The 14,660-nt window shown below is 34.6% G+C and carries 16 protein-coding genes; 14 read left to right on the plus strand and 2 right to left on the minus strand.

Annotated features, from left to right (window positions below):
- Nucleotides 1–21 precede the first annotated feature (21 nt).
- Nucleotides 22–336, plus strand: coding sequence for a DUF3784 domain-containing protein (locus RT250_RS04445; protein WP_313112504.1), 315 nt, complete (start codon nucleotides 22–24; stop codon nucleotides 334–336).
- Between the two features lie 69 nt (nucleotides 337–405).
- Entirely contained in the window at nucleotides 406–1,182 is a 777-nt protein-coding gene (locus RT250_RS04450) for an alpha/beta fold hydrolase (RefSeq protein ID WP_313112506.1), read from the plus strand.
- A gap of 17 nt (nucleotides 1,183–1,199) precedes the next feature.
- Here the strand turns inward: RT250_RS04450 and thiL are convergent, their stop codons facing one another.
- Nucleotides 1,200–2,255 (minus strand): thiamine-phosphate kinase, encoded by a 1,056-nt coding sequence (gene thiL, locus RT250_RS04455; protein WP_313112508.1) that lies wholly within the window; start codon nucleotides 2,253–2,255, stop codon nucleotides 1,200–1,202.
- A 189-nt stretch (nucleotides 2,256–2,444) separates the two neighbouring features.
- Between thiL and RT250_RS04460 the strand changes: the two genes are divergently transcribed.
- The 11 genes from RT250_RS04460 to RT250_RS04510 all read left to right on the plus strand — a co-directional run bounded on the left by RT250_RS04460 (nucleotide 2,445) and on the right by RT250_RS04510 (nucleotide 11,023).
- Nucleotides 2,445–2,774 (plus strand): HesB/IscA family protein, encoded by a 330-nt coding sequence (locus tag RT250_RS04460; protein WP_313112509.1) that lies wholly within the window; start codon nucleotides 2,445–2,447, stop codon nucleotides 2,772–2,774.
- A gap of 105 nt (nucleotides 2,775–2,879) precedes the next feature.
- Entirely contained in the window at nucleotides 2,880–4,325 is a 1,446-nt protein-coding gene (sufB, locus tag RT250_RS04465) for a Fe-S cluster assembly protein SufB (protein ID WP_313112511.1), read from the plus strand.
- A gap of 18 nt (nucleotides 4,326–4,343) precedes the next feature.
- A complete protein-coding gene (locus RT250_RS04470) occupies nucleotides 4,344–4,748 on the plus strand; it encodes a hypothetical protein (RefSeq protein ID WP_313112512.1) in 405 nt (134 codons plus the stop codon).
- A 1-nt stretch (nucleotide 4,749) separates the two neighbouring features.
- Complete coding sequence (gene sufC, locus RT250_RS04475; protein ID WP_139854103.1) at nucleotides 4,750–5,499, plus strand: Fe-S cluster assembly ATPase SufC; 750 nt, start codon at nucleotides 4,750–4,752, stop codon at nucleotides 5,497–5,499.
- A gap of 78 nt (nucleotides 5,500–5,577) precedes the next feature.
- Nucleotides 5,578–6,891 (plus strand): Fe-S cluster assembly protein SufD, encoded by a 1,314-nt coding sequence (gene sufD / locus RT250_RS04480; RefSeq protein ID WP_313112514.1) that lies wholly within the window; start codon nucleotides 5,578–5,580, stop codon nucleotides 6,889–6,891.
- A gap of 53 nt (nucleotides 6,892–6,944) precedes the next feature.
- Entirely contained in the window at nucleotides 6,945–8,159 is a 1,215-nt protein-coding gene (locus RT250_RS04485; RefSeq protein ID WP_313112516.1) for an aminotransferase class V-fold PLP-dependent enzyme, read from the plus strand.
- A gap of 83 nt (nucleotides 8,160–8,242) precedes the next feature.
- A complete protein-coding gene (locus tag RT250_RS04490) occupies nucleotides 8,243–8,689 on the plus strand; it encodes an META domain-containing protein (RefSeq protein WP_313112518.1) in 447 nt (148 codons plus the stop codon).
- A gap of 2 nt (nucleotides 8,690–8,691) precedes the next feature.
- Nucleotides 8,692–9,117: a SufE family protein gene (locus RT250_RS04495; protein WP_237606610.1), complete on the plus strand. Its 426-nt coding sequence runs from the start codon at nucleotides 8,692–8,694 to the stop codon at nucleotides 9,115–9,117.
- A gap of 4 nt (nucleotides 9,118–9,121) precedes the next feature.
- Nucleotides 9,122–9,445 (plus strand): SUF system Fe-S cluster assembly protein, encoded by a 324-nt coding sequence (locus RT250_RS04500; RefSeq protein ID WP_139854098.1) that lies wholly within the window; start codon nucleotides 9,122–9,124, stop codon nucleotides 9,443–9,445.
- Between the two features lie 37 nt (nucleotides 9,446–9,482).
- Nucleotides 9,483–9,986, plus strand: coding sequence for a DUF2480 family protein (locus tag RT250_RS04505; protein WP_313112520.1), 504 nt, complete (start codon nucleotides 9,483–9,485; stop codon nucleotides 9,984–9,986).
- Nucleotides 9,987–10,099: 113 nt separating this feature from the next.
- Nucleotides 10,100–11,023, plus strand: coding sequence for a DUF3078 domain-containing protein (locus RT250_RS04510; protein ID WP_313112522.1), 924 nt, complete (start codon nucleotides 10,100–10,102; stop codon nucleotides 11,021–11,023).
- Nucleotides 11,024–11,109: 86 nt separating this feature from the next.
- Here the strand turns inward: RT250_RS04510 and hflX are convergent, their stop codons facing one another.
- Nucleotides 11,110–12,324, minus strand: coding sequence for a GTPase HflX (gene hflX, locus RT250_RS04515; protein ID WP_313112523.1), 1,215 nt, complete (start codon nucleotides 12,322–12,324; stop codon nucleotides 11,110–11,112).
- Between the two features lie 387 nt (nucleotides 12,325–12,711).
- Between hflX and RT250_RS04520 the strand changes: the two genes are divergently transcribed.
- Nucleotides 12,712–14,658, plus strand: coding sequence for a gliding motility-associated C-terminal domain-containing protein (locus tag RT250_RS04520; protein WP_313112525.1), 1,947 nt, complete (start codon nucleotides 12,712–12,714; stop codon nucleotides 14,656–14,658).
- Nucleotides 14,659–14,660 lie beyond the last annotated feature (2 nt).

Raw genomic sequence — 14,660 nt, forward strand, 5'->3', positions numbered from 1 at the left:
TAATTTTTTATCTTTGGATGTATGGATTTACCATTGATAATTATTGGCGTATTTCTTATTATAGTGGGGATAGTGGTAAAACATTTCAAACTTTACTTTCTTATCGCTGGATATAATACCATGACCAAGGCGGAAAAGGAAGAGGTTAATATTGAAAAAGTAGCTTCATTATTAAGATTTGTCTTCGGCGTTATAGGGTTGGCTTTTATTGTATTAGGGATGGTGGTTTCTAAACTAGAAAATCCTGAAATAGCAAACTATGTCTTTTTTACGGTGATAATTGGAACAGTAGTCTTCTTCATAGTTAAATCCAATTCTTCAGCATATAAAAAATAATATTTACTATAGAACCTTTAAAGTATTCCTCTTTTTTTAACTGGCTCTTTGTAGGTCTATTTTTACACTATGATTATAAAATATAAGAACACAGATATACATTATAACACCTTCGGAAGTGGTCCCGCAATCGTTCTATTGCACGGGTTTCTGGAAAGCTCTACAATGTGGGAAAACCTTATTCCGCAATTGTCGAAACAAAACACTATAATAACATTAGATTTTCCTGGCCACGGGAAAAGTGAAGTTATTTCAGACATCCATTCTATGGAGTTAATGGCTGAAGTAGTTGATGAAATTCTAAAAACTTTAAAAATAACTTCAGCGACATTCATCGGTCATTCAATGGGAGGATATATCGCATTAGCCTATGTTGAAAAATTCCCTTCAAAGGTTGAAAAATTAGTACTTTTAAATTCATCACCTGCTTCAGATTCCGAAGAAAGAAAAATTAACCGAAATCGCGCTTTAAAGGTAATTGAGCAAAATGCTTATGCTTTTATGAGTATGGCAATTAGCAATTTATTTTCTGAAACTACACGCGATAATATTGCTTCAGATATAGAAAAATTAAAAAAAGAAGCTCAACTGTTTCCGCTTGACGGAATAAAAGCTGCAATAAAGGGTATGCGTGACCGTAACGACCGAAGCGATGTATTAAAAAACTTCAGCAAAGAAAAGTATATGATTCTCTCAAAAGAAGACTCGCTGCTTCCTGTAGATGAAAATGTAGCTTTAGCTAAAAGTTGTGATGCCCTATCCATCATAATTGAAGGAGGGCATATGAGTACTGTTGAAAACTTGGATGAGGTTTTAGATGCTCTAAAAAATATATTGAATATTTAAATTTAATTCAATTTCAATTATTCCGAATCCTTTATTGGGTTCCAGCCACGTGCAATTAGCGGTATTTTAGTTCCAGCTCGGCTTATAAGATGAGTGCCTTCATTTTCATGAGTCATATGTCCTATTACCGTAAGATGAGGATTAGCTTTAATTTTTGGATAATCCTCGGTGCTAATTGTAAAAAGCAATTCGTAATCTTCGCCACCACTTAAAGCAATAGTAGTACTATCTAAGTTGAATTCTTCACAAGTTGTAATTACTTGAGGGTCTAATGGGATTTTATCTTCAAATAAATTACATCCTACTTTTGAATGCTTGCAAATGTGAATTATTTCTGATGATAAACCATCGCTAATGTCAATCATAGCAGTTGGTTTTACACCTAATTCTTTTAACAAAGCAGGAATATCCTTTCTAGCTTCAGGCTTTAATTGGCGTTCCACCAAATATGTATATGGTTCTAAGTCTGGTTGACTATTTGGGTTAACTTTGAAAACCTCTTTCTCACGCTCCAAAACTTGTAATCCTAGATAAGCAGCACCTAAATCACCCGTAACAACTAGCAGATCGTTTTCTTTGGCTCCACTTCTATAAACAGCTTCTCCCTTTTTTACAGTACCTAAGGCTGTAACGCTAATTAATAAACCTGTTGTTGAAGAAGTAGTGTCGCCACCCACTACATCTACATTATATGTTTTAGCCGCAGCAGCAATACCTGCATAAAGCTCTTCTAGTGCTTCAACAGGAAATCGATTTGAAACTGCGATACTTACGGTAATTTGGGTAGGCTCTGCATTCATGGCATACACGTCGGATAAATTAACAATTACCGACTTGTATCCTAAGTGTTTTAAGGGAACATAACTTAAATCGAAATGAACACCTTCTAGAAGTAAATCTGTAGTAACAACTATTTCGTTTTTAGAATTACAAGCAATTACAGCGGCATCATCGCCAATTCCTTTAACAGTCGATTTTTGTTTTATTTTGAAGTTTTTTGTTAGATGATCTATTAGACCAAATTCGCCTAAACTTGCAATACTTGTGGTGGAATTATCTTTATTCTCAAACATTCTTCTAAGTTTATTACAGATTTTTGCAAAAGTACGCTTTTCCTATACATTATCGAAAAATGCAAGTAATAATCACGGCTATTGCACTATAGGCTGAAGCTATAATGCAATAGTTTTAAATTCCCACTTCGCTATGGTTAAAAGTTCTATTTGATGTATATTTGCCTCTAATTTAGAATTATTCTATATATGATTAAGGTAAGTGATAATGCAAAAAACAAAATTGCGCAATTAATGTCTGAGGACGGCTTTGATATTGCAAAAGATTTTGTTCGTGTTGGAGTTAAAAGTGGCGGATGCTCCGGGCTTAGCTATGAGTTGAAATTTGATCATAATCTAGGTGAAAATGATAAACTTTTTGAAGAAGCTGATGTGAAAATTGCAGTGGATAAAAAAAGTTTTTTATACCTAGTAGGAACCACGCTCGAATATAGTGGTGGGCTTAATGGAAAAGGTTTTGTTTTCCAAAATCCAAATGCGAATCGCACTTGTGGATGTGGAGAATCTTTTTCGCTATAAATAAGTTGAAGTTTACTTATAGAAAAGTAAATTAAATGCAAATGAATTTAAGTAAGTTCTTTATTCTGTATTGAATTTAGAACTACAAATTTTGAATTAATAAAAATGAAATACACCGAAGACGATTTAAAGAAAGAATTAGAAACCAAGGAATATGAATATGGATTCTATACGGATATAGAATCTGACACTTTTCCCGTTGGATTAAATGAAGATGTAGTACGCGCAATTTCTAAAAAGAAAGAGGAGCCAGAATGGATGACAGAGTGGCGTTTAGAATCATATCGTTATTGGTTGAAAATGGTAGAACCAGAATGGGCAAATGTACATTACGAAAAACCTGACTTTCAAGCTATTTCTTATTACTCTGCACCAAATAGCAAACCTAAGTACGATAGTCTTGATGAGGTAGATCCGGAATTGTTGGACACTTTTAAACGATTGGGTATTTCTATAGACGAGCAAAAGAAACTCGCTGGAGTCGCAGTAGATATTGTAATGGATTCGGTTTCTGTGGCAACTACGTTTAAAAAGACATTAGCCGAAAAAGGAATTATTTTTTGTTCTATTTCTGAGGCGATTAAAAATCACCCGGAATTAGTAAAGAAATATATAGGTACTGTAGTGCCACAGAGAGACAACTTTTACGCAGCTTTAAATAGTGCAGTATTTAGTGATGGTTCTTTCTGTTATATTCCAAAAGGAGTACGTTGCCCAATGGAACTTTCTACTTACTTTAGAATTAATCAAGCAGGTACAGGGCAGTTTGAAAGAACGCTTGTAATTGCAGATGAAGACAGCTACGTAAGTTATCTTGAAGGTTGTACAGCACCAAGTCGTGATGAAAACCAATTACACGCTGCGGTAGTAGAGTTAATTGCCTTAGATGGCGCTGAAATAAAGTATTCTACAGTACAAAACTGGTTCCCAGGAGACAAAGAAGGAAAAGGAGGGGTTTACAATTTTGTAACTAAGAGAGGTATTTGTGAAAAAAATGCGAAAATTTCTTGGACACAAGTGGAAACTGGTAGTGCTGTTACTTGGAAGTATCCAAGTTGTATTTTAAAAGGAGATAACTCAATTGGTGAATTCTATTCTATTGCGGTTACAAATGATTATCAGCAAGCAGATACTGGAACCAAAATGATTCATATTGGTAAAAACACTAAGAGTACGATTATCTCTAAGGGTATTTCGGCAGGTAGATCTCAAAACAGTTATCGAGGATTGGTGAAAATCCATCCAAATGCAGATAATGCGCGTAACTTCTCTCAGTGTGATTCATTATTAATGGGGAATAGCTGTGGAGCTCATACCTTCCCATATATTGAATCAAAAAACAAATCGGCTCAAATTGAGCACGAGGCTACTACAAGTAAAATTGGTGAAGACCAAATTTTCTATTGTAATCAACGTGGAATTGATACTGAAAAAGCAATTGCTTTAATAGTAAATGGATTTGGGAAAGAGGTTTTAAACAAATTGCCTATGGAGTTTGCAGTAGAAGCGCAAAAACTCTTAGAAATCAGTTTAGAAGGATCTGTAGGATAAACATTAGAAGTGTGAATTATGAAAAAATACTTATTGATATTAACGCTTTCGTTAGTGTTTTTTTCCTGTAAAAATTCTGAAGAGGATAAAACTTCTGACGAGCTAACAAATCAAAACGAAGAGACCCTTCCAACGTTTCAAGGAGATTTTATCAACACTGATGGAGCCTTAGTTTTAATGGGATCGAGCTTTATATATGGCGTTAAGCGCAATGAAGTTTCAGAAGAATTATCAAAACGAGTTTCGGCAGTTAAAATTAACGATTTTGATATGGTAGGGGTTACAGTAAAAGGAGTCGTTTCCGAAAATACCGATACCGAAACAAATTGGGAAGAAATAATAACATTAAAAGAAATTGTGAAGGTGAATGATTCCCCTTCAGCAGTAGATATTAAATTACAAGAATCAGCAAAGACAAATTGATATGCTAAAAATTAAAGATTTATACGCCGGATTAGAAGGTAAAGATATACTTAAGGGTATTAACTTAGAGGTAAAGGCAGGTGAAGTTCACGCCATCATGGGGCCAAACGGTTCAGGAAAAAGTACTTTGGCATCTGTTGTTGCAGGAAAAGAAGAATTTGAAGTAACTAAAGGAGAAATTATTTATGAAAATGAAGATATTTCCGAGTTGGATCCAGAGGAAAGAGCGCATAAAGGTATCTTTCTTTCTTTTCAATATCCAATAGAAATTCCAGGAGTTTCAGTAACAAACTTTATTAAAACGGCTATCAACGAAACGCGTAAAGCAAAGAAGATGGACGATATGCCTGCTTCTGAAATGCTTAAAATGATTAAAGAAAAAGCTGCCATGCTAGAGATTGATAGAAAATTCCTTTCTAGATCTCTAAACGAAGGGTTTTCTGGAGGTGAGAAAAAGCGTAACGAAATTTTTCAAATGGCAATGCTTGAGCCAAAACTTGCAATCTTAGATGAAACAGATTCAGGATTGGATATTGACGCTCTTAAAGTTGTTGCTAATGGTGTAAATAAGCTGAAAAGTGAAGACAATGCAATTGTTGTTATTACACACTATCAGCGTTTATTAGACCATATAGTTCCAGATTTCGTTCACGTATTAATGAATGGAAAAATCGTAAAATCTGGCACTAAGGAGCTTGCTTATGAGCTTGAAGAAAGAGGATACGATTGGATTAAGGAAGAATTAGTATAACAATTCAAGAATCAAAATTCAAGGTTCAAGATTAACTTGAATGTTGGATTCTAGATTCTGAATTCTGAATTGAAAGAAATGAGTTTTAAAGACAAATTATTATCATCATATATTGCTCTCGAAGATCACTTGGAGTTTGACTCGCCATTGCACGATGTGCGAAACAATGCCATAAAAATCTTTGAAGAGAAAGGGTTTCCAACAAAAAAGGATGAGGAGTGGAAGTATACTTCGCTAAATTCATTATTGAAAACGGACTATAGTGTCTATTCAAATAAAGAACGCAATGTAGAACTTCAAGATGTACGCAAGTATTTCCTTAATGAAATAGACACCTATAAACTTGTTTTCATAGATGGGGTTTATAGTTCATTCCTTTCGGAAACAACGCACGACACTTTAGATGTTTGTTTAATGTCGGCTGCTCTTAACAAGAAAAAATACAAGCCCGTTATTGAGGCATACTTTAATAAAGCTGCGAAGAGTGATAGTTTAACCGCTCTTAATACGGCTTTTACTAAGGAAGGCGCATATATTCATATTCCTGCACATAAAGAAGTAGAAAAGCCGATCGAGATTCTTAATTTTTCAACTGGAAATGAAGCAGCAATGTTTCTTCAGCCAAGAAATTTAATTGTTGTAGGAGAAAATGCTCACGTACAAATTATAGAGCGACACCAAAGTCTTTCTTCTAATGAAGTGCTTACCAATTCAGTTACTGAAATTTTTGCTGAAAAAAGAGCCTATGTAGATTATTATAAAATTCAAAATGATGTTGAATCGGCATCGTTAATAGACAACACGTATATTTCACAACAACGTGATACGGTTTGTCGTGTGCATACTTTTTCGTTTGGTGGGAAATTAGTTCGCAATAATTTAAACTACTTCCAGAATGGAGAGAATTGTGATTCTACATTAAAAGGAATAACCATCCTTGAAGGAAAACAACACGTAGATCACAATACTTTAGTTCATCACATTTCGCCAAATTGTGAAAGTCACCAAGACTACAAAGGTCTTTTTGCTGATTCCTCAGTAGGTGTATTCAATGGGAAAATTATCGTTGAAAAAGATGCTCAAAAAATTGATGCATACCAGCAAAACGACAACATCTTAATTGACGATAATGCTACGATTAACGCTAAACCTCAATTAGAGATTTTTGCCGACGATGTAAAATGCTCTCACGGATGTACTATTGGTCAGTTTGATGAAGAGGCATTATTCTACTTGCGCAGTCGCGGAATTGGAATAAAAGAAGCTCGTGGTTTAATGATGTATGCCTTCGCAAACACTGTTTTAGAAAGTGTAAAAATTCCAGAATTGAAAGTGCGAATCAACAAGCTAATTGCAAATAAAATTGGAGTAAGTCTAGGGTTTGAACTTTAAGAAATAAGGTTCGTAAGCTAGCAAAGATTCAAGAACTAATTAATAGAATATAAATGTCCTTCGATATTCACAATATACGTAAAGATTTCCCCATTCTCTCTAGAAAAGTTAATGGGTATCCATTGGTGTATTTGGACAATGCTGCTACGTCTCAAAAGCCACAACAAGTTATTGATGCTATTGTAGATTATTACAGTAACTATAATGCAAATATTCATCGAGGTGTGCATTCGCTTTCGCAAGAAGCAACTGATGCTTATGAAGCAGCTCGACATAAAATTCAGAATCACTTTAATACAAAAGAAGCTTTTGAAATTATTTTTACTGCGGGAACAACTCACGGAATTAACTTGGTTGCAAACGGCTTTGCGGCAATTTTAAATGAAGGCGACGAAATAATAGTTTCTGCTTTAGAACATCATAGTAATATTGTTCCTTGGCAAATGCTATGTGAAAAAACAGGCGCCATTCTGCGGGTAATTCCGATGAATGAAGAAGGAACGCTGCTAATGGATGAATATTCCAAGCTGCTATCAGAGAAAACAAAACTAGTTTTTGTAAATCATATTTCAAATGCTTTAGGAACAATAAACCCAATAGAAGAAATTATCGACAAAGCACATAGTGTAGGAGCTGCTGTTTTGATTGACGGTGCTCAGTCTTGTTCGCATATAAAGCCAAATCTTCAAGAGTTAAATGTAGATTTCTACGTTACCTCTGCTCATAAAATGTGCGGCCCAACTGGGGTTGGAGTATTATATATGAAAGAAGAGTGGGGAGATAAACTGCCGCCATATCAAGGGGGTGGTGAAATGATTGCTGAAGTATCATTCGAAAAAACTACCTACGCAGGACTTCCGCATAAATTTGAAGCTGGTACTCCAAATATCTGTGGTGGAATAGCTTTTGGAGCAGCAATAGATTACCTTAATGCAATTGGTTTTGAGGCAATAGAGACTCATGAAAGTGAACTTCTAACTTACGCGACTAAAAAACTTCTAGAAATCGAAGGTTTAAAGATTTATGGAACAGGAGTAAAGACCTCTGTAATTTCTTTTAACATTGAAGGTTTGCATCCATATGATATAGGAACAATTGTGGACAAATTAGGTGTAGCTGTAAGAACAGGGCATCATTGTGCTCAACCAATCATGGATTTTTATAAAATCCCTGGAACTGTTCGAGCTTCCTTTGCGTTTTACAATACCCTAGAAGAAGTTGATATATTAGTTGAAGCTGTTAAGAAAGCAAAAATGATGCTTTCATAAATACTTTATAAAAAGTTAATGTGTAATTCTAGTAAATTTTGAGTTTGTAACTTTATAAAAGTAAACCAATTAAAATATATACTATGAAATTACTTACCACATTATCATTATTGATTTTTGCACTTAGTTTTACAAGTTGCGACGAGACTAAAAAAGTTATAGATGTTGCTGGAAGTGTTCAGCTGACGGGCAACTATACTGTTTCGTCTATTAATGGAGAACAACTTTCTGTTGAGGAAGTTCCCTCATTTTCTATGTCAGCATTAGATAATACCTTCAGAGGTGCTACTGGCTGTAATTCGGTATTTGGAACCTACAACCTAGATCTATATGCAATTAGTTTTAAAGACTTGGCAGTAAGTGAAAGAGAATGTGCTGGGAAAGATATCATGAAGGTTGAGCGCGACTTTTTAGACGCCTTAAATAAAACGGGATCATATTCCTTACAAGACGGGGTGCTAACCTTTTATTCAAAAACTGATAGAAGTGTAGTGCTTTCAGCTAAAAAAGAAATAAGAAATCAAGAATAAATATGACAATTGAAGCAATACAAGAAGAGTTGATAGATGAATTCTCAATGTTTGACGACTGGATGCAACGCTATGAGTATATGATAGATTTAGGAAAATCTCTTCCGCTTATTGATGAAAAATTAAAAACAGACGACAAGCTAATTAAGGGGTGCCAAAGTAAGGTGTGGTTAAACTCTGAAATGAAAAACGACAAAATAATTTTTACTGCCGATAGTGACGCTATCATTACCAAAGGAATAATTGCAGTATTAGTTCGCGTGTTTTCAAATCAAGAGCCACAAGCAATTCTTGATGCGGATACCGATTTTATAGACGAAATTGGATTGAAAGAACACCTTTCTCCAACACGTGCTAATGGATTAGTATCGATGATTAAACAAATGAAAATGTATGCATTAGCATATCAAACACAAGCAAATAGTTAAACAGATGGAAGAAAAAATAGATATGGCTGAACTCGGCGAAAAAGTAATCGCTGTTATTAAAACCATTTATGACCCAGAGATTCCGGTTGATATATATGAATTAGGACTTATTTACGACGTATTTATTAATGAAGATTACGAAGTAAAAATTTTAATGACGCTTACAACTCCTAACTGTCCAGTAGCAGAAAGTTTGCCAATGGAAGTAGAAGATAAAGTTAAGTCATTAAAGTACGTAAAAGATGCTGAGGTTGAGATGACTTTCGACCCGCCTTGGAGTCAAGAGCTTATGAGTGAAGAGGCTAAGCTAGAACTCGGGATGCTTTAATTAAACAGTTTTATAATTCATTTTAATACCTTTCTCTGTGGAAGAAATTGTAAATCGCGTAGCGAATAGTAAGCTTATGGTCTTTGACCTTGAAGATTTTTATCCAAAAGGTGAAAGACTGGCTTTCGATATTTCCATTTGGCTTGCAGAAGGCATTGTACTTCGTGAAAAGGAATTTAGAGCAAAGGCCAACGAGCACGACTGGACTCAATATCAAAATAAATATGTAGCCTTGTATTGCAGTACGGATGCTATTATTCCGGGATGGGCCTATTTATTGATTTCACTTCATTTATCGCCTTTTGCAAAGAATGTAACTGTAGGAAGTTTGGAGGAATTAGAAAGTGTTCTATTCACCGAAATTCTAAAGGATTTGGATGTGTCTGAGTATCAAGATAAACCTGTAATTATAAAAGGATGTGTAAGTAAACCAATACCTCCAAATGCCTATGTGCAAGTAGCGCGGAAACTTCAGCCTTTAGCAAAAAGTATTATGTATGGCGAAGCCTGTTCTTCGGTGCCGCTATTCAAGAAAAAGTAATATTTTTAACAAATAATTGGCAATTCTATAAATTTAACGCTCTTTTTTGTTAATTTTTTACATGATATGCAAAGTGGTGATTATTTTTGCTTTAAATTAAAACTTTAAGATTCATGAAAAAAATTTTACTACTTGCGACAATCTTATGTGCGCCCCTTGCACTCGTTGCTCAAAATGAAACCAAAGAGGATACTATTCCTAATGGTTGGTCAAGATCAGGAAACATTTCATTATTGTTTAACCAAGCTGCCTTCAACCACGAGTGGACTGGTGGGGGAAGTTCGAATATTGCAGGAAATCTTGGGTTGAATTACGATTTTAACTATAAGCACGATAAGCTTAGTTGGAACAACCGTATTATCGCAGAATATGGTATGACTAAAAATAAGGACGACAAGTATGCACGTAAAACTAATGATCGTCTTGAGTTAAACTCAATCTTAGGGAGACAAATAAGAGAAAGTAATTGGTATTATTCTTTCTTCTTGAACTTTAAAACTCAATTTGGTCCTGGTTACGAATACAACACCGACTTAAATCCAGGCGATGAAGGATACCGAACTGAAGTTTCTAAATTTATGTCTCCAGGTTACTTGCAATTTGGTCCTGGTATGATGTGGAAAAAGAATAATAATCTTTATGTTAATATAGCACCTGCAACTGCGCGGTTAATTTTTGTAAATAAAGATTTTACAAATGTTGGTAACAACCCAGTAGCTATCGCAGCATTTAATGAAAATCCATATTTTGGTGTTGAAGCTAACGAAACAACCCGTTTTGAACTTGGCGCTTCGGTTTCTGCTTATGCAAAACTGGATTTGATGGAGAATGTGTCGATGGAAAACTTATTGGCTCTTTACTCAAACTACCTAGAAGATCCACAAAATGTGGATATAGATTATACTATGAATTTATTGTTTAAAGTAAATAAGTATATATCAGCTAACGCTACTTTCCAAGCTATTTATGATGACAACGCCGCTCAAGGATTTCAAATTCGTGAAGCAATTGGAGTAGGAGTTACTTACGGATTCTAAATAAACTTCAATTATGAGGCTTTTACAATAAGAGCTTTAAATTGAAAAGACCTGTCAGAAAACTAATTTTTCTGACAGGTCTTTTTTTATTCCTCCTCTGCTGTATATTCATCGTATAAAAAAGTATTGTAAGGGAAACGAGTGGTGTGAATCTCTTTAACTTTATCGTACACTAATTTTCGGAATTCATCAAAGTTCTCTTTGTTTAATGCTGAAATAAAAATGGCATCTCCATTAAGTTTTGCCATCCAAGTATGCCTCCATTCTTCCAAGGTATAATGTGCTTTGGTTTTTTCAGTTATTAAATCGTCTTCATCAATTTCTTCGGGCTCATAAGCATCAATTTTATTAAAAACCATAACAGTAGGTTTATCTGCGCTGCCAATCTCCTCTAGAATTTTTTCAACCGAATCAATATGATGTTCAAAAGAAGGGTGGCTTATATCTACTACATGCAGTAATAAATCAGCCTCACGTACTTCATCAAGGGTGCTTTTAAAAGATTCTACTAATTGTGTAGGTAGTTTTCTAATAAAACCAACAGTGTCGGTTAAAAGAAATGGTAGGTTGCCTATAACAACCTTTCTTACTGTTGTATCTAGTGTTGCAAAGAGTTTGTTTTCTGCAAAAACATCACTTTTACTAATTACATTCATCAAGGTGGATTTTCCTACGTTTGTATATCCAACCAAAGCTACCCGCACAAGTGAACCTCGATTCCCGCGTTGCACTTCCATCTGTCGATCGATTTTCTTTAATTTATCTTTAAGTAAAGATATTCGATCTCGCACTATACGTCTATCCGTTTCAATTTCTGTTTCTCCAGGACCACGCATTCCAATTCCTCCACGTTGACGTTCAAGGTGAGTCCACATACCCGCTAGTCGAGGTAAGAGATATTCGTATTGTGCAAGTTCCACTTGTGTTCGTGCATAGCTTGTTTGTGCTCTTTGCGCGAAAATATCAAGGATTAGGTTGGTTCTATCTATAATTTTACATTGAAGTATTTTTTCAATGTTTTTTTGTTGTGCTGGAGTTAGTTCGTCATCAAAAATAGCTACACCCACATCATTTTCATTTACGAAATTTTTAACTTCGTCTAGCTTTCCGGTACCTATAAATGTTTTTGGATTAGGTACATCCATTTTTTGAGTAAAGCGCTTTAGAACTTCACCGCCTGCGGTATAAGCCAAAAACTCTAACTCATCTAAATATTCTTCAGACTTTACTTCGTCCTGAAACTTTGTTATTAATCCTATTAAAATTGTTTTCTCGTATGAGATATCAGTTTGTTCAATCATATTTTTTTAGTAGATGCTGTCATTTATTGGTATATATTATAACAAATGTACAAAACACTTGGCAAGAGATTTTTATACTTTAGATGCAATTAACACAAACCATTTATATTTTTAGTAATATTTTCCAAAATAGACAATTAATTGTTGATTATTAGATATGTAACAATAAAACAATAATTGGTATAATTATTAATCATTTTACATTGAATGGATAAAAGATTATAAATAAACTAACATATTTGATTAGTTATCAATGAATTTTGCTTAGAGGCGCTAGGAATATAACTCTTTTTTAACAAGAACATAAACTCTTAATTTCGTATATTTCCAAACTGAAAAATTAAGTAAAATCAAATTATTAATTAATCATCACCAACACTAAATTTTATGGAGATAAAATTACCTAACAGTTTTTGGGATTGTCAACATTATTTTAAAGTCAATCTTAAAACTATCGTACCAATAGTATCTTTCTTTTTATTGATGCTATCATCTACATCAGTTTTTGCCCAAGGGGGAGGTACTTGTGCCGACATCCAACCTTTCTGTGCAGGAAATGACGCACTAATATTCGCAAATTGTAATGACCAAGATCCCAACTGTAATGCTACGGCAGAAGCAGGACCAGATTACGGATGTTTGTTTACACAACCTTACCCAGCATGGTTTTATTTGCAAATTGACCAGCCTGGAAATTTAGATTTTGAAATTATTCAAAATACAGCATTTAATTCAAATGGAGATCCTATTGGACAGGGATTAGATGTGGATTTTATTGCCTGGGGACCTTTCCAGCCAGGAGATGATCTTTGTGATTATACTCAGCTGCAATCCTTTAATGAAATTGCTTGTAGTTATTCGGCTCAGCCAATTGAAAACTTTACTATCCCAAATGCACAAACTGGAGAAATTTACGTTCTAGTTATAACTAATTACAATCGTAACCCAGGTTACATTAAATTAGGCCAAATAGGAGGAGATGGAAGTACAAACTGCGACATCGTTTTTGATTGTTCAGTTACAATTAATGAAGGAGATCAAAATTTATGTGGTGAAGATGAAGTTCTTTTAACCACTACAGTTTCTGGTCCTGTAGAAACTTATGAATGGTATTTAAACGATGTTCTAATCGTAGGGGAAACTTCAAGTGAATACCTTGCAACTGAAACAGGTGAATACAAGGTAATTGCAAATGGAACTGAGTGTAACGCTCCTGTTGAAGATATTGTAAATGTTTCATTTGGCCCTATAGCTACAGCGGAAGCAATTGATATAATTGCATGTGACGATTCCTCTAACGATGGTTTTGAAGCCTTTGATCTTGACGGAAATTCTTCAAGAGTTCTAGGTAACCAAGACCCTGATGAGTTTACTGTAACTTATTACCTAACTCAAGCTAATGCTGACGCGGGAGAAGCACCTTTAACATCGCCTTATACGAATGTTACTAATCCTCAAACTATATATGCTAGAGTTGAGAGTAACGTTTCTGAGGTTTGTTATGCAACTTCTGAAGTGGAGCTTAAAGTTTCAACATCTGTTGAAATAACTACAGGTTTACCAACTTCAGCAGAAATATGTGATGTTGAGGAATTTCCAGTTTTCGACGCTACGCCTACTAATACTGACATAGATCTGTCGTTAGTTACTTATGAGTGGGTTGATCAAGACAACAACGTTCTTTCTACAGAAGCTATTTTTTCACCTTCTGCAGCTGGGTCATATACTGTAAATATCGGTTATCCTTGTGGAGATACGTCTTTTACAATTGAAATGATTGTACTAGCATCTCCTACTGTAGATTTAGGTTCAGATTACCAAATTTGCGCTAACCAAACCACAATTCTTACAGCAAATACTGATGTGGAAGGAGTAACTTTTGAATGGTATTTGAACTCAACACTTATTGAAGGTGAAACTGGTAATACGCTAGAAGTTGTTATTGAGGAAGGAACATTAGGAACTCAAACTTATACTGTATTAGTATCTAATGAACAATGTACCGCAGAAGACTCTATAGATTTAACATTATACCCAATAACCAATTGCATTATTTCCGAGGGAATTTCTCCAAATGGAGATGGTTATAACGATATCTTGGATTTGAATTTTCTAAATGACAGGACTGGAATTAGAAAGATTCAAATTTTTAACAGATTTGGTACTTTAGTTTATGAAGAAGATAATTATACTAACCAATGGGAAGGTCAGACTACTGATGGAGATGAACTTCCAACTGGAACATACTTCTATGTAATTGACCTTGCTGGAAATGACGCTGTTTATGGAGAACAAGCTACAGGCTGGATTTATCTAAATAAAAAAGCGAACTAAAA

The sequence above is a fragment of the Aequorivita sediminis genome (genome assembly GCF_032080575.2).
GTDB lineage: Bacteria > Bacteroidota > Bacteroidia > Flavobacteriales > Flavobacteriaceae > Aequorivita > Aequorivita sediminis.

Excerpts from the sequence above, each read along its gene's own strand:
- RT250_RS04460 (WP_313112509.1), top strand. The coding sequence starts at position 2,445 with ATGATTAAGGTAAGTGATAATGCAAAAAACAAAATTGCGCAATTAATG.
- RT250_RS04470 (WP_313112512.1), top strand. The coding sequence starts at position 4,344 with ATGAAAAAATACTTATTGATATTAACGCTTTCGTTAGTGTTTTTTTCC.
- RT250_RS04520 (WP_313112525.1), top strand. The coding sequence starts at position 12,712 with ATGGAGATAAAATTACCTAACAGTTTTTGGGATTGTCAACATTATTTT.
- hflX (WP_313112523.1), bottom strand. The coding sequence starts at position 12,324 with ATGATTGAACAAACTGATATCTCATACGAGAAAACAATTTTAATAGGA.
- sufB (WP_313112511.1), top strand. The coding sequence starts at position 2,880 with ATGAAATACACCGAAGACGATTTAAAGAAAGAATTAGAAACCAAGGAA.
- thiL (WP_313112508.1), bottom strand. The coding sequence starts at position 2,255 with ATGTTTGAGAATAAAGATAATTCCACCACAAGTATTGCAAGTTTAGGC.
- sufC (WP_139854103.1), top strand. The coding sequence starts at position 4,750 with ATGCTAAAAATTAAAGATTTATACGCCGGATTAGAAGGTAAAGATATA.
- RT250_RS04490 (WP_313112518.1), top strand. The coding sequence starts at position 8,243 with ATGAAATTACTTACCACATTATCATTATTGATTTTTGCACTTAGTTTT.
- RT250_RS04450 (WP_313112506.1), top strand. The coding sequence starts at position 406 with ATGATTATAAAATATAAGAACACAGATATACATTATAACACCTTCGGA.
- RT250_RS04485 (WP_313112516.1), top strand. The coding sequence starts at position 6,945 with ATGTCCTTCGATATTCACAATATACGTAAAGATTTCCCCATTCTCTCT.
- RT250_RS04495 (WP_237606610.1), top strand. The coding sequence starts at position 8,692 with ATGACAATTGAAGCAATACAAGAAGAGTTGATAGATGAATTCTCAATG.
- RT250_RS04500 (WP_139854098.1), top strand. The coding sequence starts at position 9,122 with ATGGAAGAAAAAATAGATATGGCTGAACTCGGCGAAAAAGTAATCGCT.
- sufD (WP_313112514.1), top strand. The coding sequence starts at position 5,578 with ATGAGTTTTAAAGACAAATTATTATCATCATATATTGCTCTCGAAGAT.
- RT250_RS04510 (WP_313112522.1), top strand. The coding sequence starts at position 10,100 with ATGAAAAAAATTTTACTACTTGCGACAATCTTATGTGCGCCCCTTGCA.
- RT250_RS04445 (WP_313112504.1), top strand. The coding sequence starts at position 22 with ATGGATTTACCATTGATAATTATTGGCGTATTTCTTATTATAGTGGGG.